This window comes from Prevotella sp. CAG:592 (assembly GCF_000436015.1).
Lineage (GTDB): Bacteria > Bacteroidota > Bacteroidia > Bacteroidales > Bacteroidaceae > Prevotella > Prevotella pectinovora.
Window position 1 is genome coordinate 15564 of the sequence record NZ_FR892579.1, and the last position, 21091, is coordinate 36654.

Below are 21091 nucleotides of genomic sequence, written 5' to 3' on the forward strand. Positions count from 1 at the left end.
CCAGTACAATTACAATTCCTTTGTTTTGCATTTTGTTTTTATTGATTTAATTATAGTTTTTCAGATATATCCTGCATCATTGCCTTGCTGCTCTGAAGCGGGACTCCGCAGGGGCTCCCCGAGGCTTTGATACGTGAAGTTTCTTGTCGGGGCATGATGGTTTCCGTGTGAGAAAGCACAATACAGCCCTACATAGCGTGCAAAGATACTGATTTTTTTTAAACTTCTTAAACTGTCAGTGTGTTTTTTTATCATTATGCAGAGATTTCTTTACAAATCCCCACAGAGGATAGTGGTCGGAGACATTGATGCTCCTGTCTACGGTGAAGTTGTAGGGGTGCCAGTCGTTGGAGCACATCACGTTGTCGATGCGCACGTAGATACGGTTGTAGTGATAGGATATGCCGGGACCGTTGGCTGTCGTCACGTAGCAGTCGGTGAGGGTTCTGGCGAGCAGATGGTGGCAATATGAGATGGGGGTGTCGTTGAAGTCGCCGAAGAGGAGGATAGGTTCTCCCTTGCGGCTTTCTATATATCTGATGACACCTTCCACCTGAGGCACCCTGCGCTTGGCTGCTTCGCCCAGGCGCACTATCATGCGCTTGGAGTCCTGGCGTACGGAACGGTTCTCCCAGTCTCCCTTCACGATATTGCGGAACTCGCTGCGCTCTTCCAGGGTGAGGCCCGATGTCTCGAAGTGGCAGTTTATCACCGTGGTGCGGTCGCCGTCGATAAGCACCTCGTAGGCTCCGCACATGCAGCCGGAGAGTTCGGGGTTGATGCGCGTCTTCGACAGTATGGGGAATTTGCTCAGCACTATCTGCACCTCGCCGTTCACGCCGTTGCGCATGGTGTCGATGTATTCGTATTCCTTCTTGAAGGCGTCGCGTATGACATCAGAAAACGCCGCCTCCTGCATGCAGACTATGGAGGCGCCGCTGCCGTTCACGTAGTCGGCTATCTTCTGTATGCTCGCCGAGTCGCCGTTGTGGAACATATACACGTTGTACGACATCACCTTTATGGCGCCGTCGGGAGTGGAATGCAGCATGTTGAGTGGTGAATAGAAATGTGCCGGAATGTAGCACAATACGTATCCCGCTAACGGTATGAGCGTGAGGCGCTTCCATGTGAGCAGAAACAATACGAGGAAGCCGCCGTTTATGAGCAGGAATATGGGGAAGACAAGTCCGACATTGGCAAAGAGGGGGTGCTCCACGGGGTTCAGCTTGTAGCTGTATCCCACGGCCAACATCACGCATACCGTGACGGCACTCGCTGCCGCCAGCATGTGCATAGTGAACTTCTTGACTTTGTCCATCCGCTTATTTCTTGCCGTTTTCAAAGAGTTTCCTCTTTTCCTTTTCGCTCAGACTGTCGTATCCGCTCTTGCGTATCTTGTCGAGGATATGGTCTATCTCCTCCTGTTCCTTGTTCTTGCGGGCGTTGTAGTCCCAGTCGCTTTCCCTGCTGCCTCCGCCGAAAGAAGAGTTGTCGTGACCCGGCTTCTTGAAGCGCGAGAAGAAATCTTTCAGTTTGTCGGCAATGCTTCTGCCGCCGGTGCTGCCATAGCCCGAACCATATCCGCCACCATAGAAACCGCCGCCGTATCCACCGTTGGGATGGCGCTGCCAATAGCGGATGAGCAGATAGCCGAAGAGCATGCCGCCGAGGTGTGCGAAATGTGCCACGCTGTCGCCTGGCATTCCGAGGCCGAGCGAAAGTTCAAGCACGGCATATATTGCAACGAACCACTTTGCCTTGATGGGCACGGGTAGCGGGAATATGAATATCCTCTCCTCCGGAAACAGCATTCCGAAAGCCAGCAGTATGCCGTATATCGCTCCGGAGGCACCCACTGTGGTCCATGTGTTGAGCGCGAACTCGTTGGCATGCACCGCAGTCATCACGTCGCCGATGCCGAACTCCGGATATGCTCCCTTCATCGTGAGATAGAAGGAGATGAACTGTGCCACCATCTGTATCAGACCGGCTCCGATGCCGCAGGTGAGATAGTAGGTGAGGAAACGCTTCGGTCCCCACACCGTCTCCACGATGCGTCCGAACATCCATAGGGCGAACATGTTGAAGAAGATGTGCGACAGACCGGCGTGCATGAACATGTATGTCACGAGCTGGTACAGGTGGAAGTCTGACACGAGGAAGAAATGCAGTCCAAGCAGACTGTTGAGGTCGATATTCAGTCGTGAGAAGACGAAATATGCCGCGAACATCAGCACATTTATTATCAACAGGTTTTTCGTTATCGTAGGAATATTGCGCATAATATTAAAACGTCATTATTTGATTAATTCAGGTGGCAAAAGTACTAAAAATATCCGTGAAATGCTATTATAGAGGGGGATAAGACACTTTTTTTAATCTTATTCATAACTTTTTCCTGATTTTTATTTGAATTTAAAAAGGATTGCGCTATATTTGCGAAACATTTTCCTGCGTAAACCTTGCTTCGCCAGCGTATTACGCATATATACGACAAATTTATTAATCAAATAAAAAACATCAATTATGAACAAGACAGAACTTATAGACAAAATCGCTGAAGGCGCTGGTTTGACAAAGGCTGACGCAAAGAAGGCTCTTGAGGCTACAACAGCGGCAATAAAGGATGCTCTCGTAGCAGGTGACAAGGTGGCTTTGATCGGTTTCGGTACATTCAGCGTTAACGAGCGTCCAGCTCGCGAGGGTATCAACCCTGCAACAAAGCAGAGGATTCCAATCGCAGCCAAGAAGGTTGCCAAATTCAAGGCTGGTGCTGACCTCGACGAGGCTCTGAACTGATTTTTTCAGAAAGCAACGCTTTTGGCATGATTGCCAAGAAATAAAATAGGGCTTCCCCACGGGAAGCCCTTATTTTGTTTCTTTATTTTATCCCAAGCCGGTCATTAGGGCTTGTACGCCAACTCCAATATATCCATTGTCATCCATGATAATTGAACCAAAAACGGGCACGCTGCTTGCCCAACTGGGGCAAGTAGCTTTCTCAACTGGGGCAAGCACCTTGCCCCAGCTGGGCAGATTTTACGCCAAACGGTTGTCCAATAAGTTCATATTGCAATATCCATATTCCTATTTGCAGGATTCTGCCGACTTATGCAATTCCTGTCGTCCGAATTCCATTCATCTGATTCCCTTTCGCCTGACAATTATCTCTCGTCTTCAAACCATCCAGACAGTTTGCTGACAATCGGTTGGTAGTCAACTGACTGTTTGTCAGAATATTACAGCAAAAAACCAGATGGTCTGATGGTTTTGGCGTTTTTTTAGTTAGTTCCGTAAAACGGGTACGTTTAGTGATTTTTTCACCGTCACTTACTTTCTTTTCTCCTGTAGTAGAACGATGTCCACCCGTCCGGCAATCTGCTCCGGCGTGATGCCGGTCAGACAAGGATAGTCGCCCTTCGCACATATCTTGTTGCCGTAGATGCTGCACGGTCTGCACGGCATGTCGATCATCACGGCATTGCTCTCGCTCTGTCCCCAGCCCATGAATCCGGCGTAAGGATGGGTAGCTCCCCATACGCTCACCACCGGTGTGCCCACGAGGGATGCGAGGTGCATATTCGAACTGTCCATCGAGAGCATCACGTCGAGATGGCTCATCAGTATCAGTTCCTTGTCTATTCCGCCGAGCACACGGGACGCTATCTCCAGGCGGGGGTTGCGCTCGCGCCATGCCGCCATGGTGTCCATTTCCGACTTGCCGCCGCCGAACATCAGTATTCTTGCGTCGGGATGGCGGTCGGAGATGATGGTCAGCGTCTTTTCCATCTGCTCCTTAGGGTATATCTTGCCTTTATGGGCGGCAAACGGTGCCACTCCTATCCACTGCTGTTCCTCCGGCTTCACGTTGAACGGTTCGGAGAGCTGTGAGAGTTCGTTGCCGCCGTCGGCAAAGATGGATTCAAACTCCACTTTCACCGGATAGCCCAGCTGTGCGAATACGTCGGCATAGTTGCTGAATGGTGTGGGCTGCTGCACGAGCTGCTTGTTCTCCATCGCCGTGATGGCACGTCGTCCGGCTCTATGCTTGTCGATATGTGCCACTTTGAAACGGTCGATATTGAACCTCATGCGCAGATATTTCGACCGCAGCACGCTGTGCAGGTCGGCGATGGCGGTGAAGTTCTTTGCCATCAGCCGGCGGTAAAGGGCGTTCAGCCCCTTCACTCCATGGTACTCGTTCTTGAGGTCAGCTTCCATAAACCCCACGTTGTGTGGCATGTGCTCGAAGAACGGGCGCGCGAATTTCTGGCTAAGCATCGTAATCCTGACGTCAGGATACTGCTTGGCCAGTGAATAGACTACGGGGACCGTCATTGCGACATCGCCCATAGCCGAGAATCTTATTACCAGTATATGGTCGGTTTTCATTCGTGTGCAGAAGGCTGCGGAGCGTGGGCTCCCGCCTTATTTCTTGTTTGCGTAGAGGATAGGGTTAGTAGAAGGGTCGTTGTACATCTTCATCTGTCTGTACACCTTCATGTATTTCCTTCCCGCCTTTATGTCGTCGAGAAGCTGGTCTATGGCAGTGCCGAGGTCTACCTGCTGCTCCAGCAGCACGTTGAGCTTCTTCTGGCACTTGTCGATATGCTCATCGGATGCGTCGCTGCGGTCCACCTGCTCCTTCATGTGGTATATCTTGAGGGCGAGGATAGAGAGGCGGTCAACTGCCCATGCCGGACTTTCCGTATTGATGGTGGCGTCAGCCAAGGGCTTCACGTCATTGTATATCATGCGGAAATAACTGTCAATCTGCTCCACGAGGTCCGTGCGGTCCTGGTTGCTCCTGTCGATGCGGCGCTTCAGGTTGAGAGCCTCTACGGGGTCGATGTGCGGGTCGCGGATGATGTCCTCGAGATGCCACTGCACCGTGTCTATCCAGCACTTCAGATAGAGGCGGTTCTCAATGGAGTCGCGGTCGTACGGGTTGTTTATCTGTGTGTCAACATTGTCTTTCACATGGTAGTCGTTGATAGCCAGATTGAACACCTTGTTACATAGTTGTGAGAATGTCATGACTTTACGTTGTTTAAATTTGTGGCAAATCTAATAAAATAATTTTATATGACCAACTAAAACACAATAAATAACCCATCACGAGGTTATAAAGGCAACATTAAAGGTTTTATGAATCATGAAGATTATTGTTGACGACAAGATTCCGTATATTAGGGAGACGCTTGGTGAGATAAGCCCAGACGTTACCTATTTGAAGGGTGCCGACATATCTGCCGGCGACGTTGAGGACGCTGATGCACTGATAGTGAGAACTAGGACATGCTGCGACGAGAAACTGCTGCAGGGGAGCAAGGTGCAGTTCGTCGCCACCGCCACCATCGGCTACGACCACATTGACACAGAATACATGCAGAAGGCAGGGATAAGCTGGATGAACTGTCCAGGATGCAACTCCGGCAGCGTGGCGCAATATCTGCGTTCTACCCTCATCCTGCTGTGCCGCGAAAAGGGCATATCGCCAGAGAAAGACATCGTCGGTGTGGTGGGCTACGGTCATGTAGGCAGCAAGGTGGTGGCAGAGGCACGCGCCATGGGCTTCAAGGTGCTCGTGTGCGACCCACCGCTTGGCGACGGCGGCAGCACGGAAGAACATTTCGTTGACATGCGGCAGATAGAAAGAGAATGCAGCGTCATAACTTTCCACGTGCCACTCACTAAGGGCGGCAACCATCCCACTTTCCATCTTGCCGATGAGGCTTTCTTCGGCAGACTTGCCAAGTGTCCGGTGATAATAAACACGAGCCGTGGCGGTGTGGTAGACAACGGAGCCTTGCTCGCTGCCCTGGACAAGGGGATGGTGAAGGATGCCGTCATCGACACATGGGAGGGAGAACCCGACATCTCCCTCGCATTATTAAATAAGGTATATATAGGTACGCCCCACATCGCCGGATACAGCGCCGACGGCAAGACGAACGCCGACAATATGGTGATTGAGGGCCTGTGCCGCCACTTCGGGATAGAGAACCGATGGCATATCCTTCCGCCTTCTCTGCCAGACGGTTTCAAGGCAGGCGACAGTGAAGACGACACGAAACTCGCCCTCTATAATCCTCTGGAAGACAGCCGGCGACTCAAAAACGCTCCTGAGAAATTTGAGGAATTGCGTGGAAATTATCCTTTAAGAAGAGAAAAATTGTAACAAAACACGCTATTTTCTGCACAGTTATACCCTCTGTGTGCAAAAGAAAGTGCTTTTTTGTTGAATTTATTTGCACAAGTTATAAAAAATGCGTTCCTTTGCACCCGATTTACGAAATTGAATATAATTTAAACACTTTAAAAACATTAACTATTATGTCAGAAATTGAATCAAAAGTAAGAGCTATCATCGTAGACAAACTTGGTGTTGATGAGGCTGAAGTTAAGCCAGAAGCAAGCTTCACAACAGACCTCGGTGCTGACTCTCTCGATACAGTAGAGCTCATCATGGAGTTTGAGAAGGAGTTCAACATCACTATCCCAGATGACAAGTCTGAGTCAATCGCTACTGTAGGCGACGCTATCGCTTACATCGAGGAGAACGCAAAATAATTATCAGAAGTGATATAAATCGAAGGTGAAAGAAGTGAGATGAGACCGGTCTATGGATCTCACTTCACTTCTTTCACTTTTTTTTCTATTAAAGTTGATAAGTTGGCAAGTTGGCGGGTGCAAGCGGAAGGACAGGCAAATTATGCCGTCATAGGGCTTGCTGATCTGAAAGTCAAAATGTCAGTGAATCAACGGGTTTTCGAATTGCGGGGCAGAAGTCTCATGTCTATAAATTCATGACCATTAAGATAGCGAGTCAACGGCTTTGTGTGTTGGCCGGAAAAACGAGCAGTCATATAGTTTCCAATTGTCTTCTCGTCATCCCGACGTTCGTCAACCTTAAAAATAAAACAATTGAAATATGGAATTAAAAAGAGTAGTAGTAACAGGACTCGGTGCCGTTACACCAGTGGGAAACAATCCTGAGGAAACTTGGAAAAACCTTCTCGAAGGCGTAAGCGGAGCCGCTCCTATCACACATTTCGACGCATCCCAGTTCAAGACACAGTTCGCTTGCGAGGTGAAGGGATTCAACGTCAACGACTATATCGACCGCAAGGAAGCTCGCAAGATGGACCGCTACGCTCAGCTCGCCATGGCTTCTGCAGTACAGGCTGTTGAAGACAGCAAGATGGATCTGGAGAGCGTAGACAAGAACCGCATCGGTGTTGTCTATGGTGTAGGTATCGGCGGTATCAAGACATTCGAGGACGAGGTGGGCTACTATGCCACACATCAGGAGAATGGTCCGAAGTTTAACCCGTTCTTCATCCCTAAGATGATTTCCGACATCGCAGCCGGACAGATTTCCATCCGCTACGGTTTCCACGGACCTAACTATGCCACTACATCAGCCTGCGCTTCTTCAACCAACGCTCTGGCTGACGCATTCAACCTCATCCGTCTTGGCAAGGCAGATGCTATCGTTGCCGGTGGAGCAGAGGCTGCCATCTGCGCTTGTGGCGTAGGCGGTTTCAACGCAATGCACGCCCTTTCTACACGCAACGACGATCCGGAGCACGCTTCACGTCCATTCAGCGCAAGCCGCGACGGATTCATCATGGGTGAAGGTGCTGGATGCCTTATCCTTGAGGAACTGGAGCACGCCAAGGCGCGTGGCGCCAAGATCTACGCCGAGATGGTGGGCGAGGGCATGAGTGCCGACGCATACCACATCACCGCTTCTCATCCTGAGGGTCTCGGTGCATGTCTCGTGATGCAGAATGCTCTCAAGGACGCTGGCATGACACCAGAGGACATCGACTATATCAACGTACATGGCACATCAACACCTGTGGGCGACGTTTCAGAGGTGAAGGCTATACAGAAGCTCTTCGGTGAGCACGCTTACAAGCTGAATATCAGCTCTACCAAGTCTATGACTGGCCACCTGCTCGGCGCTGCCGGTGCCGTTGAGGCCCTCGTGTCTGTATTGGCTGTCAAGAACGACATCATTCCTCCTACTATCAACCACGAGGAGGACGACAAGGACGAGAACATCGACTACAACTTGAACTTTACCTTCAACAAGGCGCAGAAGCGTACCGTACGCGCTGCCCTCAGCAATACGTTCGGCTTCGGCGGACATAACGCTTGCGTAATCTTCAAGAAGTATGATGATTAATAATTTCATTGACCGCATGAGGCTTCCTTTCAGCAAGGACAAGGAGCTTCGTGCGGCTCTTTACGAAATCTTCGGTTTCTACCCACACAGGATACAATTCTACAAGCTCGCCCTGATGCACAAGAGTGTGACCAGGCGCAACGAGAAAGGAAAGCCACTGAACAATGAGCGTCTCGAATTTCTTGGCGACGCTATCCTCGACGCTATCGTTGGCGACATCGTATACCGCCACTTCGAGGGAAAGCGCGAAGGCTTCCTCACAAGCACACGCAGCAAGATAGTGCAGCGCGACACTCTGAACCGTCTCGCCACCGAGATGGGCATCACCCAACTGATAAAATTCGGCAAACATACTCCCTCCCACAACAGCTACATGGGTGGGAATGCGTTTGAGGCCCTTGTGGGAGCGATGTATCTCGACAGAGGCTACGAGGCTTGCATGCGATTCATGGAGAAGCGCATACTATCACAGCTCATCAACATCGACAAGGTGGCATACAAGGAGATAAACTTCAAGAGCAAGCTCATAGAATGGTGTCAGAAAAACAAGGTGAAACTCGACTTCAAGCTTCTGGAGCAGAGCCGCGAGGGCAAAAACAGTCCTATATTCAAATACCAGGTGCTCATAGAGGGTCTTGAGGGCGGCGTAGGCGAAGGCTATTCCAAGAAGGAGAGCCAGCAGCTTGCCAGCAAGATAACGCTGCAGCAGCTGAAACGCAGGCCGCAGTTCATCGACGCCGTGTTCACCGCCAAGGGCAACCGCACCAAGATGGAAGAGGCACCGGTGCTCACCGTGCCCGATACGGAGCAGAAGACCGACTTCATAATTCCTCAGGCGAAGGACGAGGGCACAGCCCCTGTATATTCAGACAAGGTGGAGGAGAAGAAGGTGGTCGTAAAAGAGAAGGAGGCCGACGAGTTTGATTTCTCCGACATCCAGGCCACTCCCAAGGAAGTCACTTCAGAGGATATCATCGCGGCTTCAATGGCAGAGGCATACAAAGAATAAGATTCTCACAACCGGCATGCCCCCTGTGTGTATCAGGGCACAGCCGCATGCAGCGCAAATACGGGAAGAGAGCGTACGAAACCATAACGTACGCTCTCTTCCCGTATTTGCATATCCCAAATCAATCATTAGGACATTGATTTTTGGAGAGAAAAACCATGTGCCGTCGTCTGGAATACCCCCAGGCTTCAATCTGATGCTCAGAAGACTGTTTTGGTATTTTTACCTTCAGATATTTCTTTATTGCGATTATAATTATTTTATTTGCAATAAAACAAAATAGAGGATAGTTTTTTCATTAAAAAGCAGCATGATATGGACACATCTGTAATACTCAATCCATTTGTAGCGGGAAGATCTTTTGCAACGTGGCTGGCAAAGGACTATTTGGGAGATACAGGCAGTCTGTATCCGTCGCCCTCTGTCATCAGTCTTCCATAGCCGGCAGAACGATGTTGTTGAGCATTACGGCGATGGTCTTCAGCCGCACATAGTCGAACGACATATACATCAGTCCGCCATACGGATTCTCCGTGCCCCACGAGTTCTTGCAGATGAAATACTTCCTGTCTTCCTTGTCGCGGGCAATGCCGATTATTGCCATACAGTGGTCGTCGGTGGTGCGGAAAGTGTCAAACTCCCTCTGCCTCATCGTCTGAGAGCAGTTGCGCTTTGCCAACGGCACATCTGCCACACCGTCGGCGAATGAGAATCCCCGTTCACTGATGTCGCCCTCCCAGCATACGGGATGGCCAGACCTGACAGACTTCTCCATCAGTTCCATCAGTCTGTCGATAGGCAGGTTGACGAAGCGTTCGTCGTTGTAGTTGTCAGTCAACTTCAATGCCACCTTCTTGTTCATCGGTTCGTGGGTGAAGCTGGTGAACGCCATATATTCGTCGGGCATACACACGCTATGCGCAAACTCCAGCGGCGTATATTCCATTCCCAGCATATACACATGCTTGGGCAGCGGATTGATGCTGCCGTCGAGCACGTTGTCGGCAGCCAGTCGGGCTTTTACAAGTCCCGATCCCCTGCCGACCTGTGCCACGAGTGTAGACCGCAGTTTGCGTGCCGCCACATTCATGTTGGCGTCCGTGTGGTAGGAGTCGTAGGGCATCAGTCCGTAGGTCTGTATCAGTCTCACCAGCTGCGGCATCGTTCCGCGGAGCGTTATGTCGCTGCTGCCATGGCTCAGATAATACCTGTCCGCCTGTTCCTTCATGAAATTTCGTGCCACATAAGCCACAGAGAGGTTCACCGAGTCGCCCCTCTGGATATGTTCCGTCTCTATCGTGGCAAGCATGGCGTATGCCCAGCATAGCGCACTGTGTCCCTGGTCTTTCACGGGTGTCATGCCGAGCCTCACCTCCGTGCGGAATTTCATCGGATTCAGCATCGTCTTTTTCTCGGTTTCGTCGCATGCTGTCATCACCACCGCTGCCAGGGCGATGATGAGCATCATGGCTATATTTGCGTTTGTTCTTTTCTTGATGTCTTTGTACATGGCATTCTCTGTATATGATGTTATTCTTCTATATAGTTGTTCTGCACAGGTCGGTAACCGGCGGCCAACCGACGGGAATGGACAAGCATCTTCGCTTTTGTCATTCCACGAGCTTTCCCTCAGCCTTCAGGGCGTTCCACATCGAAAAACGAGCCTCCGGCGCTATGCGCTCCATCTCCTCGAACAGGTGTGCCACGGTGGAGCGGTGGGAGTCGGTCTCATAGGGACACAGCTTATTCTGTTTCTCATATCCGTTCGTCTCCGCATAGCGGCGGATGTCAGCCTCTTCTTCCATGCATAGCGGACGGATGATGGTGATGGGCATCTTGCGCATCGTGAGGCGTGCCGGCATAGTGGAGAAATGACCCTGAAACATCTGGTTCATCAGTGCCGTATGCAGTATGTCGTCCTGATGGTGGCCCAGCGCAATCTTGTTGCATCCCAGTTCCTGAGCTTTCAGAAACAGCTGCTTGCGCCTGTTCCAAGAACAGAGGAAGCATGGCGACTTGCGGTTGTCGGTGGTCATGTCGAAGTTTGTGGTCACGAGGTGGAGCTTCACGCCGAAACGCTGGCAGAAGTCTTCCAGATATCTTGTGTCGCTCTCATATCTGATGTTCTGCATCCTGATATGTATGGCGTGCACCTCAATCTTCGGACGGTTTATCGCCTGCTGTCTGCCTAGCATCTCTACCAGAAATAGTGAGTCCTTGCCGCCGGAGAGTCCGATGAGCACGCGGTCGCCGTCTTCTATGAGTTCAAACTCCTTCAGCGCCTTGCGGTAGCGGCGCATGAGCTTGGCTTCGAGCTTCTGTTCTTCGGTAGGTTTCATGTTCTTTTCTCTTGTCTATGTCGTTGTTAATGATTTCCTGTGCCGCCAGCCGTCGCCGGGCATCCGTCTCTCCTTATTTCAGAAACACCAGATACACCGCCGCCACGAGGAAGAAGAAGGCGAGGTAGTGGTTCCAGTGCAGCCCCTGGTTGCCGAACATCATGTTTATCATCACGGTGAACACCAAGAGGCTCACACACTCCTGTATCACCTTGAGCTGCACGAGGGTGAAAGGTCCGCCGTTCTCCACGAACCCGATCCTGTTTGCCGGCACCTGGCAGCAATATTCAAAGAAGGCGATGAGCCACGAGAAGGCGATAACGCCAATCAGGGGCCAGTTGCTCGATGTTCCCGTCTGCTGCAGTTTCAGGTGTCCATACCATGCCAGTGTCATGAAAATATTGCTTGCCAAGAGGAGCAACACAGTGTATAATCCGTTCATATCTTGATTTATCCTTTTAAATCGGCAAAGTTATGAAAATTTGCTCAAAAACAAGAATGTGGCAATGTTTTCGTGATGTTGCTGACGAAATATGTGGCAATAGGTATAGGTGGATAAAAAGAAAAACCTTGGTTTGACAAGATCTCAACGGGAATGCCTACTCCTTTTTAGGGGATTCCCTAACAAATATTATGGTTTTTATCCTTGCGCTGTTCTGACATAAATAGTAAATTTGCAACGTGATAATAAACAGCGGGGCTTCGGCGCCGGAGATATTAACGACATAAAGACATTGTATCATGAAAAAGTTTTATTCCATAATCACCATTATAATGATGGTACTGACAGCCACGTTGACAACGGGCTGCACCGACGAGAACGAAGATGTGGCGTATAACCTCTGGGGCACATGGGAGGGAAACATGTATATGCAGAGCCAATACAACGGCAGAGTGTATCAGTCGAGCTATTCGGTGTTGGCGTTCGACAAGAACCCATATCAGTATGCCAGCGGAACGGGTTACTGGATTGACTACTACAGCAATGCCCCATGGGACTACTATTCAAGCCGCATACAGTGGAGAGTGACGGGCAACCAGGAGATACAGATATACTCTCAGAATGAGGGCCGCACATATTATATCTACAACTATAGCATGGGCAGCTATCGCTTCACGGGATGGATAGACGACGGACAGAACGACCCCGTATACTTTGAGCTCAGAAAGACATCGGAGCCAGACTGGGGCGACTACGACTGGGACGGATATTACTGGGATGACTATTACTACGGTTACAACTACTCTCCGGCTCGCTCGAAGTCTGTTGTTGAGGCTCCAGTGAGGGGAATAACCAGAAATGATGATACGAACAAATAAATGATACAAACATGAAACAGGTAAAGATCTTCACGATGATGGTGGCGATGCTGCTTATGGCAATCACAGCACATGCCGGAGTGAACAGCAAGAACACGATGCCAAATATCACCTATCCCTATGTGGACAACTGCAACACCCAATACTGCAAGATAGCCTCGATAACCTACGGCAGCACGATAACGATGGTGAAGCTGGTATACAATGTGGCGAAGGTGAATTTTGAAGACACAAAGAACATCGTCATGACCGACTCCAACGGCAAGGAATACAAGCTGAAGTTCATCAACGGACTGAAGGCCGGACAGGAAATGGAAATCGAAGGCAAGAGATTCATTACCCTCGTGTTCCCGAAGATAAAGAAGACTCCGACAAAGGCAAACATCGAATGGGCTGACGGCAATGGATTCATGTTCGAGGGAGTGGACCTGACACAGAGCGGACCGATACAGAGCGTGTTCGACAAGGATGCCCTGGAGAAGGAGCTGAACAGCAAATACGGCAACGGAATGCACTTCCAGGAGGTAGACGAATAACGGTGTCTGCCGAAACTGCGGCATACAGCTTACGCCAAACGGACATAAAGCATATATGTTATTTTTTCATTACGGCTTGTAGCCTCATGCCAAACCGGGCATCAGGCTCCAGGCAATCCCGGAAGAAAGATTTGGGATAAACAACGAGGACTGCGTGGCGGAAATGATTTTCCAATCACGCAGTCCTCTTTATTGTTGGTTGTAGTCAAGCTGACGAGGATGTTTGTCTGTCTCTGACAGCTGTTGGCAAACCAGGATATCTGTCAGCCAGTGTGCCTGGAGCCTCTGCGCCAACCTCCCAGATAGTGCCGACATGCGACATCAGTCCGCCGCTGATACCTACATATTAATTTTATGAAATAAATGAACAAAAAGACAAACGGTGCTTCTTACGCATAGAAACAAAAATGAGGTATGCTGCACAGAAATAATTCTGTGCCGCACACCCCATCAGTAGACTACCCCTTAAGTCCGGATATGGACTTAAGGGCTATGTCAGCAGTGGTTATTTGAAATATCTCTTGTAGAGGCCCATGAAGCCTGCGCAGTGGCGGGCCTCGTCCTTAGCCATTTCGTGAACGGTGTCGTGAGTAGCGTCCATACCGGCAGCCTTGGCGTTGCGGGCGATGCGGAACTTGTCCTCACATGCTCCACGCTCAGCAGCGATGCGAGCCTCAAGGTTGCTCTTGGTGTCTTTCAGCACGTCGCCAAGGAGCTCAGCGAATTTAGAAGCGTGCTCTGCCTCCTCGAAAGCGTAGCGCTTGAAAGCCTCGGCAATCTCTGGATAGCCCTCACGGTCGGCCTGGCGGCTCATTGCGAGATACATACCCACCTCACCGCACTCACCGTTGAAGTGAGTCTCGAGGTCCTTTATCATTTCCTCGTTGGCGCCCTCCTTGCGGGCAGCGCGCAATTCGTGTACTGTAGCGAAAGTATCTTCTTCACCCTCTACCAGCTCTTTGAACTTAGATGCTGGAGCCTTGCATACCGGGCACTGCTCTGGAGCAGCGTCACCCTCATGAACGTAACCGCAAACGGTGCAAATAAATTTCTTCTTCATAATGTCTTTGTTTTTATATGTTACTTATTTTCTTTTCTGAAAGCGCATCTTTTGATAATCGCTATTATAATTCAGTGCTTTTCTTCATTGGCAAAGGTAGGAATTATTTCAATATGCTGTACGCTTTTTCTTGATTGAATTTTTCTATTTTGGCATTAATTATATTGATTTAACCCCAATCTGCCCTTTGTAGTCCGTCTGTATTCTGACAAGTCCTTGGCTCAGGAAAATGTCTCTTGTCCGGCATCAGTCAGAGGTGGAGTCCGCCACGGGATGTGAGTTCCATTCTCTTGCCCGTCAGCGGATGATGGAATGACACGTATTCGGCATGCAGATACATCCTGCCGCCTGTGGGGTGGCCGTATAGGGTGTCGCCAAGTATCGGCGTGGCGAGTCCGTCGGCATGGGCGCAGTGCACTCGCAGTTGATGTGTCCTTCCGGTGAGAGGATACAGCAGAATCTCCGTCTTGCCGTCGGCGGTGGAGATTATCTCATAGCGGGTTTCGGCAGGTTTGCCGTGCTCCTGGTCCACCACCTGTCGCGGACGGTCTGTCGGATCGGCGGCAAGCGGCAGGCGGATTGTGCCTTGGCGTGGAGCGTGGGGAATGCCGTCGAGTATTGCCCTGTAGCGTTTCTCCACCGTGCGTGATGCGAACTGTTCGTGCAGATTGCGCAACACGGTGTCAGACTTCGCCACTACGAGGAGTCCGCTGGTCGCCATGTCGAGTCTGTGGGCAGGCATCAGAAACTGGCTGCCGCCACGCTCCCGCTTCAGAATGTCAACAACAGACTCACGTGCCACGTTGCCCGGCACGGAGAGAATGCCGGCAGGCTTGTCAACCACTATCAGACTCTCGTCTTCATAAACTATATGCAGATCTTCGCAGCTCCCTGCGGCGGTGTCGTGCGGGTCGGCGTCCACATTGAGGCCCTGCAGCATGTGTGTGAGGATAGGTTTGCATTTGCTGCGGCAGGCAGGGTAGTAGTGCAGGTGGTGGCGAATCTCGGTCTTAGGCGACTTCCCCCACCAGAATTCCGCCATGCACACAGGATGCAGACCATGAAGATAGGCATACTGCAGGAGCTTTGGAGCGCAGCAGTCGCCGGCTCCCGATGGCGGCACCCTCTGTGGCGTGGCGGCGAAGATTGATGTCAGGTCGCAGCGTTCGCCACGGGCGTTGAGCATGGAATATTGGTCGAAGAGCCATTGCTGCAGACGGTCAGATTTCTCCTTGCGTTCCTGTCGCAGTGTGGCGATGCGGTTGTCGAGTTCTGCCTTCTGGCGGCGTGGTTCGGCGAGCGTCCCATCCCATCTCTTCTTGATGCGGCGCAGTTCCGCTTTCTGATATTGGCTCTCTCTGACCATCTGCTCCTGCTGCTGGGCAGAGAGGGACTGGCCGGATGCTCTCAGGGCTGCGCGTCTCTCCTTTGCCTCCGCCATATACTGTCGGAAAGCCTGTATCTCGTTGTCGGCGGCAGTCTGCAGTTTGGCAGTCCTGTCTTTCAGAGCGGTATATTCCGCAGATTCCTTGATGCGTGCTATCTCATGGTTGATGGATGAAATCTCGCGCTCGTGGGTCTTGAAATATCCGTCGGGCTGCTGACTGTCATATACCGACGGCACGAAATATGGCAGGTTGTTCCTGCCTGCCAGCAGTCCGGAGTATGCGGCAAGGAATCCGAGGTCTCCTGTGGCGTCTGTCACCACAAGCACACCGAACATCTTTCCCTTCTCCACTTCGTCTCTCCACTGTCCGTTGCTGCCAATGTAGCGTTGCAGTTCGCCGGCAGCCAGCAGACATAGCGGGTGTGGCGTGTAGTTGAAGGGATAGGTGAAGCGCTCGGGGCGCTCTATATCGGTGTGCAAAGGGTGGAAAATCTCGTTCATACGGCAAAGTTACTGATTATCCGCCAACATCAGCGACGTGACGGGTGGAAAATAATCATGCCGATGGAAAATAATGCAGAAAAGCGGAATGGGGACATCAATGTCTGCCGGTGCCGCCTGTCATGGTTCACCGAGACGCTCCACGATGAGTTTCACCTCCGCCGGTGTGAACGACCGTACGGGCGGCATCTTGCCGTTTTTCAGCAGACGTCTTGACAGTTCCGGTTCCAGACTTATCCATCGGCATAGTTTGCGGAATGCCGACTCTGGTTGCAGGTTGGGACAATACATCTGCGCCAATTCTGTGCGCCCGTAGGCGCGAACCTTGAAATTCATTGCTTCGTTGTTTTTCATGATAAAAATTATTTTTAGTGGATTAAAAATGCTTCTCCCGTCGTGTTCCGACCACTGCCGGCAGGGGAAACGATATTGATATAAATATAAATCAGGGACCGCTGCCACTGATAAGAGTTTCGTTGTTCCACTGTGTATATATGTGATAATGCAAAGTTAGCAATTATTCCGCAAAGCGCAATGGGATTCTGAAAAAAATATTTTCATGTTCCCTCGTCTGCCCGCCATCTTGATTATCCCTGATTTGTCATTAAGACGACCTGATGGACGATTGGGGGTTATATAATAAGGTGAGACAATTTGTTGGGTTGTCTTTTTGTAATCATTTTCGTTACAAAAGCAAACATTTTATTAGTTTTATTCGTTTGTTTCTTCAAAATGTATTACTTTTGCATCAGTTAATACAACATGACACAAATATCATTCGCTATGTTCCGGGAGCGGAACACTGTCTGACCCTTGACAAACAAGGATAATGACAGCACAGACATCAAAAACAGATAAGATACAACAAAAGAGACAACGCAAATGCGATTCGATAAAAAGGAACGAAGAATATAGGAATAGGAAAATGAATGAATTTTTTATAGGTCATAAAGTTAGAACTGAATATAAAAGGGAAAAAGACAGTAAGTAAGGATGCACACAACACGAATACAAGTATGAAATGGAGCAGGATGTTCGTCATCCCGCTCCATTTTTCTTGATTCATACTCTGTCGGCATCCTCTTCTCCGGCATCCTCTTCGCCCGTGACATAAGCATAGAGTTTCTTGTAGAACGCCGTGTGGCTGAGAGTCTCGGCATTGCCCATGATCACGAGTTTCATTCTGGCACGCGTTATCGCCACGTTCATGCGCCGCAGGTCGGAGAGGAAACCTATCTGCCCCTCCTGGTTGGAGCGCACGAGAGATATGAACACGATGTCGCGCTCCTGTCCCTGGAATCCGTCCACCGTGTTCACCGCGATGAGCTTGCGGTAGGGACGGAAGAAGTCGCTCTGCTTTATCAGCTGTCTGAGATACTGCACCTGTGCCCTGTATGGCGAGATGATGCCCACGTCGATACTCTCTTCGAGGATGCGCTCCTTGCCGATCTTCTCGAAATAAGTCTGCAGGGTGTCGAGGGTGAGACGCGCCTCGCGCTTGTTTATCCTTCCGAAACTCTCACCCACAAACTGCTCGTAAGCCTCTGTGCCGGAGGTGTCTATCCATACCATCGGCTCGTCGTAGTCCAGTATTCCCCGGTGTTTCACCTCAGGAGCTGGTTCCACCATTCCGCCATAAAACCAGTCGCTCGAAAAGCGCATTATCCTTTCGTTCATGCGGTATTGCATTTTCAGCAGCGTCACCACCTCGGGCTTCTTTTCCACGATGCGCTCCATCAGCGTCTTGGCGAGTCCGCCACGCATCGCCTCGAAGCTCTTCACTGTTGGCGGCAGCTGACAATGGTCGCCGGCGAGCACCACTCTCGACGCCCTCTTCATGGCAATCCAGCATGCAGCCTCAAGTGCCTGTGCTGCCTCGTCGATGAATAGCGTGGTGTATTTCTGTCCCGACAACACGTGGTTGGCGCTGCCTACGAGAGTTGAGGCTATCACACGCGCCTCGCCGAAGAGCTGGGCGTTGATTCGGCATTCTATCTCTGTGGCGCGGCTCTTCAGACGTTCAACCTTCTGGTGCCAGTTGTCGGCAGACCCCCGTTTGCGGTTCTGCCGCAGCTGGCGTATCGCCTTGCGGATACTCCATAGTTCGGGATAGTCGGGATGCGACTCGAAGCGCCGCTCGTAGGTGAAGGAGAGCATCTTGTCATTCACTCGTGTGGGGTTTCCGATGCGCAGCACCGCCACTCCGCGGTCTACGAGCTTTTCGGATATCCAGTCCACTGCCATGTTGCTCTGTGCGCACACCAGCACCTGGCTCTCCCGCTTCAGCGTTTCGTATATCGCCTCTACGAGCGTGGTGGTCTTTCCTGTTCCCGGCGGACCGTGTACCACCGCCACGTCCTTTGCCCTCAACACATTGTTCACGGCGAGTTCCTGTGCCGTGTTGAGCCATGGGAATTTTATCGCGTCGAACGAGAATGTCTGGGCTTTCTGCTTTGAATAGAACAGGTCGCGCAGGTATGCCAGCCGGTTGCCTTTGGCGCGTATCACGCGGTCGAGGGCTTCGAACATCAGCTTGTAGCTGGTCTCGTCGAAGAATAGCTGTACACCCACATTCTCCGTGTTCTGCAGTGTCACGGCGAGTCCTGTCTTGTCGGGAATCACCACCACCATGCGGTCGGTGTCGGCATAGCTCACGGTTCCTGTGGCAATCAGGTCGAAAGCCTTTACCGTGCCTTTGGCCTGTGTCTTGCCGGTGGGCAGCTTGTCTGCTGTCGCCTCGCTGCCCGTCGCCTCGTCGGTATGGAAGAAGCACACGGGTTTTCCGAATTCGAAATTGTGTTCTATGTCGTCGTCGGCAGTGCGATACACCTCGATAGCCAGCTGGTTGAGCGAGTTGTAATAGCTCCTGCCGATCCTCACGGGATGCCATGCGTCGCCTCTGCGGATGCGCCGTGGGAGTCCCATGGCCTGCATCTGCCGTTTGAAGTTCTCCTTCTCCTCGTCGTATTCGGTCTGCAGCAGCGCTTTCTGGCGCAGCAGACTCATTATGGGGCTTTGTATTGTCTTGTCGTTCTCCATCTTGTTTTCTTTTCATTGTCAGGAATGGGGCATTGCCTGACGGAGTGTAAGAACAAAGGTAATGAATTATCCTGATAACGACAACCCGATTGCAGATTTTTGTGGCTGCCTCATGTCTGCTGTGGATATGATGGCATCTGCTGATAATCCCCCCAACGGCATGATCCCCGATTCGGGATAATTCATTTTCCGTTGTGCATTAATTTGTCTTTCGTTTTGTATTGAGCATGGATTATGCTACCTTTGCCTGATGAAAAAGCAGTGGGCAGTAGTCCACGTTGCACATATCGGAGAAACCGTTCCAGCAGCTCATCGGCATGTATGCCGGAAGCATGCGGAACCCGAATATAAAACAAGGGAAAAGATGGAAAAGGAAAACAAATACGTATTGCAGTATCCCTCGATAATGAAGGGCAAGAAGATAATGTATGTCCACGGATTCATGTCGTCGGCACAGTCGGGCACGGTGGCGCGCATCCGTGAGATGCTGCCGTCGGCAGACGTAGTGGCGTATGACCTGCCGGTGCATCCGCAGGAGGCGATGGACCTCTTGAGGCAGAAATGTGAGGAACAGAAGCCCGACCTCATCATCGGCACGTCGATGGGAGGAATGTATACCGAGATGCTGTATGGCTACGACCGCATACTGGTGAACCCGGCTTTCCTGATGGGAGAGACGATGACGAAACACGGGATGCTGGGCAAGCAGACCTTCCAGAACCCAAGGCAGGACGGTGTGCAGGAGTTCATCGTCACCAAGAGTATGGTGGAGGAATACAAGGAGGTGACGCGGCAGTGCTTCGCGGCAGTCACCGACGAGGAGCAGGATAGGGTCTACGGACTCTTCGGCGATGCCGACACCACGGTGGCTGCAGAGACCTATGGCGTGTTCGCCGCCCACTACCGCCAGGCGATAAGTTTCCACGGCGAGCACCGCCTCATAGACAAGTCGCTCATCCATGCCGTCATTCCCGTGGTGCGCTGGATCGACGACCGTCAGGAGGGTCGTGAGCGTCCTATCGTTTACGTGAGCATTGATGCGCTGCGCGATGCCAGGGGCAGCCAGAGGGGAAGTGCGATGAAGGGTTTCCAGACTCTGCTCAACCACTATGCGATGTATGTCGTAGCCCCGTCGCCAAGCTACGACGAGGGGTATGTTGCCGAGGTGCGCCGCTGGGTCAACGACACGGTGAATGTGCCGGCATGGCAGCGCCTCACCTTCACCAACCAGGAGAATCTGCTCTATGGCGACTATCTCATCGCTCCCGTGGCGGAATGTGAGCGCTCCGGATTCATGGGCACTACGATAGCCCTCGGTTCCGACACGTTCAAGACGTGGGACGAGATAATAGAGTTCTTCAGCCGTCTCGGCGGACAATAGTTCTCATGGAGAACGTCTGTATTGATGGTAATCTTTGATACGTCAAAGTCTCCATTATTGCCTGATAGAGGTTTGTGACCAAAAAAACGATCAAAATTGTCAGATTGTCAGGTTTTTGCTGTAATGCTTTGATATACAAATGGTTAGCGACCTGATGATTGTTTTCGATTGTCTGGATGGTTTGCAGATGAGAGGAAGTATCAGATGGCAGGAATTGCATGTGTTGGCAGAATCCAGAAAACAGGAATGTGGATATTACAACATTAACTAATTGGGCAGCCGTCTGGTGCATTTTCTGCCCAAGTGGGGCAAGCAGCGT

The 21091-nt window shown here is 51.1% G+C and carries 20 protein-coding genes; 8 read left to right on the forward strand and 12 right to left on the reverse strand.

The features are described 5' to 3' along the window. Nucleotides 1-235: 235 nt before the first annotated feature. Both QVO99_RS06065 and QVO99_RS06070 read right to left on the reverse strand, forming a co-directional pair. On the reverse strand, nucleotides 236-1321 hold the full coding sequence (locus QVO99_RS06065; RefSeq protein WP_022316708.1) for an endonuclease/exonuclease/phosphatase family protein: 1086 nt from the start codon (nucleotides 1319-1321) through the stop codon (nucleotides 236-238). Between the two features lie 4 nt (nucleotides 1322-1325). Continuing rightward, entirely contained in the window at nucleotides 1326-2285 is a 960-nt protein-coding gene (locus QVO99_RS06070) for a rhomboid family intramembrane serine protease (RefSeq protein ID WP_022316709.1), read from the reverse strand. Between the two features lie 244 nt (nucleotides 2286-2529). On the opposite strand from QVO99_RS06070, the gene QVO99_RS06075 reads away from it, so the two are divergent. Then, entirely contained in the window at nucleotides 2530-2802 is a 273-nt protein-coding gene (locus QVO99_RS06075; protein ID WP_022316710.1) for an HU family DNA-binding protein, read from the forward strand. A gap of 531 nt (nucleotides 2803-3333) precedes the next feature. Here the strand turns inward: QVO99_RS06075 and QVO99_RS06080 are convergent. Both QVO99_RS06080 and QVO99_RS06085 read right to left on the reverse strand, forming a co-directional pair. Beyond that, nucleotides 3334-4395, reverse strand: coding sequence for a glycosyltransferase family 9 protein (locus tag QVO99_RS06080; RefSeq protein WP_288176999.1), 1062 nt, complete (start codon nucleotides 4393-4395; stop codon nucleotides 3334-3336). Between the two features lie 36 nt (nucleotides 4396-4431). Then, a complete protein-coding gene (locus tag QVO99_RS06085) occupies nucleotides 4432-5040 on the reverse strand; it encodes a DUF4254 domain-containing protein (RefSeq protein WP_022316712.1) in 609 nt (202 codons plus the stop codon). Nucleotides 5041-5158: 118 nt separating this feature from the next. On the opposite strand from QVO99_RS06085, the gene QVO99_RS06090 reads away from it, so the two are divergent. The 4 genes from QVO99_RS06090 to rnc all read left to right on the forward strand — a co-directional run bounded on the left by QVO99_RS06090 (nucleotide 5159) and on the right by rnc (nucleotide 9209). Next, complete coding sequence (locus QVO99_RS06090; protein WP_022316713.1) at nucleotides 5159-6184, forward strand: 4-phosphoerythronate dehydrogenase; 1026 nt, start codon at nucleotides 5159-5161, stop codon at nucleotides 6182-6184. A gap of 155 nt (nucleotides 6185-6339) precedes the next feature. Continuing rightward, complete coding sequence (locus QVO99_RS06095; RefSeq protein ID WP_022316714.1) at nucleotides 6340-6576, forward strand: acyl carrier protein; 237 nt, start codon at nucleotides 6340-6342, stop codon at nucleotides 6574-6576. Between the two features lie 361 nt (nucleotides 6577-6937). After that, the gene (gene fabF, locus QVO99_RS06100) at nucleotides 6938-8200 is read left to right on the forward strand and encodes a beta-ketoacyl-ACP synthase II (RefSeq protein WP_022316715.1); all 1263 of its coding nucleotides are present in this window, start codon (nucleotides 6938-6940) and stop codon (nucleotides 8198-8200) included. Continuing rightward, a complete protein-coding gene (gene rnc / locus QVO99_RS06105; RefSeq protein ID WP_288177001.1) occupies nucleotides 8193-9209 on the forward strand; it encodes a ribonuclease III in 1017 nt (338 codons plus the stop codon). Before fabF ends, rnc begins: the two co-directional genes overlap by 8 nt. A 427-nt stretch (nucleotides 9210-9636) precedes the next feature. Here rnc and QVO99_RS06110 read toward each other — a convergent pair whose 3' ends face one another. The 3 genes from QVO99_RS06110 to QVO99_RS06120 all read right to left on the reverse strand — a co-directional run bounded on the left by QVO99_RS06110 (nucleotide 9637) and on the right by QVO99_RS06120 (nucleotide 11990). After that, nucleotides 9637-10719 (reverse strand): C1 family peptidase, encoded by a 1083-nt coding sequence (locus QVO99_RS06110; protein WP_231560843.1) that lies wholly within the window; start codon nucleotides 10717-10719, stop codon nucleotides 9637-9639. A 100-nt stretch (nucleotides 10720-10819) separates the two neighbouring features. Further along, the gene (locus QVO99_RS06115) at nucleotides 10820-11548 is read right to left on the reverse strand and encodes a tRNA 2-thiocytidine biosynthesis TtcA family protein (protein WP_022316719.1); all 729 of its coding nucleotides are present in this window, start codon (nucleotides 11546-11548) and stop codon (nucleotides 10820-10822) included. A 73-nt stretch (nucleotides 11549-11621) separates the two neighbouring features. Beyond that, nucleotides 11622-11990, reverse strand: a complete 369-nt coding sequence (locus QVO99_RS06120) for a DMT family protein (RefSeq protein ID WP_022316720.1) — start codon at nucleotides 11988-11990, stop codon at nucleotides 11622-11624. A 299-nt stretch (nucleotides 11991-12289) separates the two neighbouring features. On the opposite strand from QVO99_RS06120, the gene QVO99_RS06125 reads away from it, so the two are divergent. Both QVO99_RS06125 and QVO99_RS06130 read left to right on the forward strand, forming a co-directional pair. Further along, entirely contained in the window at nucleotides 12290-12868 is a 579-nt protein-coding gene (locus QVO99_RS06125) for a hypothetical protein (RefSeq protein ID WP_022316721.1), read from the forward strand. Between the two features lie 11 nt (nucleotides 12869-12879). Beyond that, nucleotides 12880-13404: a hypothetical protein gene (locus QVO99_RS06130; RefSeq protein ID WP_022316722.1), complete on the forward strand. Its 525-nt coding sequence runs from the start codon at nucleotides 12880-12882 to the stop codon at nucleotides 13402-13404. Nucleotides 13405-13909: 505 nt separating this feature from the next. On the opposite strand, the gene QVO99_RS06135 is transcribed toward QVO99_RS06130, so the two are convergent. From QVO99_RS06135 to QVO99_RS06150, 4 genes are all read right to left on the reverse strand, one after another. Then, nucleotides 13910-14464, reverse strand: a complete 555-nt coding sequence (locus QVO99_RS06135) for an NADH peroxidase (protein ID WP_022316723.1) — start codon at nucleotides 14462-14464, stop codon at nucleotides 13910-13912. A gap of 250 nt (nucleotides 14465-14714) precedes the next feature. Then, the gene (locus tag QVO99_RS06140; protein WP_022316724.1) at nucleotides 14715-16352 is read right to left on the reverse strand and encodes an RluA family pseudouridine synthase; all 1638 of its coding nucleotides are present in this window, start codon (nucleotides 16350-16352) and stop codon (nucleotides 14715-14717) included. 120 nt (nucleotides 16353-16472) lie between these two features. Next, nucleotides 16473-16706, reverse strand: coding sequence for a DUF4248 domain-containing protein (locus QVO99_RS06145; RefSeq protein WP_022316725.1), 234 nt, complete (start codon nucleotides 16704-16706; stop codon nucleotides 16473-16475). A 708-nt stretch (nucleotides 16707-17414) separates the two neighbouring features. Then, nucleotides 17415-19391 (reverse strand): AAA domain-containing protein, encoded by a 1977-nt coding sequence (locus tag QVO99_RS06150; RefSeq protein ID WP_022316727.1) that lies wholly within the window; start codon nucleotides 19389-19391, stop codon nucleotides 17415-17417. A gap of 364 nt (nucleotides 19392-19755) precedes the next feature. Between QVO99_RS06150 and QVO99_RS06155 the strand changes: the two genes are divergently transcribed. Next, nucleotides 19756-20772: a YqiA/YcfP family alpha/beta fold hydrolase gene (locus QVO99_RS06155; RefSeq protein ID WP_022316728.1), complete on the forward strand. Its 1017-nt coding sequence runs from the start codon at nucleotides 19756-19758 to the stop codon at nucleotides 20770-20772. Here QVO99_RS06155 and QVO99_RS06160 read toward each other — a convergent pair. Next, a partial coding sequence (locus QVO99_RS06160; RefSeq protein ID WP_288177000.1) for a hypothetical protein occupies nucleotides 20750-21091 on the reverse strand: 342 nt, incomplete at its 5' end. The genes QVO99_RS06155 and QVO99_RS06160 overlap by 23 nt on opposite strands.